Source organism: Kitasatospora sp. A2-31, assembly GCF_022288725.1.
In the GTDB taxonomy this organism is placed as follows: domain Bacteria; phylum Actinomycetota; class Actinomycetes; order Streptomycetales; family Streptomycetaceae; genus Kitasatospora.
On record NZ_JAKNTA010000205.1, the window covers coordinates 1 to 1,315 of the forward strand.

Here is a 1,315-nt window from a genome sequence, read left to right on the forward strand (position 1 = left end):
CCCGGCTGGACGCCCTCGCCAGGACCCGCCGGCTCACCGGCGAGGAGGCGGACGAGCTGGTCACCCTCTACCAGCGCGCCACCGGCCACCTCGCCAAGGTCCAGGCCGCCGCCCCCGACCCGACGCTGGAGGGCCGCCTGACCGGCCTGGTCTCCCGGGCCCGGGACGCGGTCACCGGAAGCCGTACCAGCGGCTGGCATGACATCGCCCGCTACTACGCGGTGAGCTTCCCGGCCGCGCTCTACCGCGCGCGCCGCTGGTGGCTGTCGGTAGCCCTCGTCTCGCTGTTCGGCACCGCCCTGATCGCCTGGTGGATGGCGAATCACCCCGAGGTCCGGAACAGCCTGGTCAGCCCGGAGGCGCTGCACCAGCTGACCATGCCCGGCGGCGAGTTCGAGGCCTACTACTCGGAGCACCCCGCGAGTTCGTTCGCGGCCCAGGTCTGGACGAACAACGCCTGGATCGCGGTGCAGTGCCTGGTCTTCGGCGTCGCGCTGGGCATTCCCGTTCTCTACGTGCTCTGGAGCAACGTCCTCAACCTCGGTGTCGGCATCGGTCTCATGGCCTCCGCCGGCCGGCTCGACGTCTTCCTCGGCCTGTTGATCCCGCACGGCCTGCTGGAACTGACCGCCGTCTTCGTGGCCGGCGGCCTGGGCCTGCGGCTGGGCTGGACCGTGATCGACCCCGGCCCTCGCACCCGGGCGACCGCGCTGGCCGAGCAGGGCCGGTCGATCGTCGGGATGGGGATCGGCCTCGCGACGGTCCTGGCCGTGGCCGGCGCCCTGGAAGCCTTCGTGACCCCGTCGGGCCTCCCCACGTGGGCGCGGATCTCGATCGGTGCGCTGGTCGAGGTGGCGTTCCTGCTCTACGCCCTCGTGTGGGGACGGAAGGCCGCGGCGACCGGGGAGACCGGCGACCTGGACGCGGCAGACCGGGCGGACCTGCAGCCGGTCGCGGCCTGAGCCGATGTGATCAACATGCCCCTGAGCTGCTACTCTTCTCGCATCCCGGCCAAACCATTGACGTGGCGAGGGTGGGCTAGTAGGTTTGAACGGTTGGGACAGGTTGGACAACGACCTGGTCCAGGCGTTAGTGTCTACGACACCGCCGAATCGAGGTGAGTGCGCTCCAAGAATGCGCACCCTCCGCGTAAGGCAAATCCCGGAACTGAGCACACCGAAAGCTTTGATAGGCTTCGGAGCGAAGTCGAAGGAAATCCCTCCAGCGGGAATTCAGAGAAACAAACGCCGGTAAGAACGGCCGCGAGGATCTGATAAGCTGGGAACACGAAAGAACGAAGCGCCCGGAGGGCCGG

General features: G+C 68.9%; 1 protein-coding gene. It reads left to right on the plus strand.

Features of this window, described 5'->3' with window-relative positions; translation table 11 throughout:
• Positions 1-962 (plus strand): stage II sporulation protein M (locus tag MCM47_RS40905; RefSeq protein WP_238951850.1); only part of this gene is annotated, 962 nt, incomplete at its 5' end.
• Positions 963-1,315: the final 353 nt, after the last annotated feature.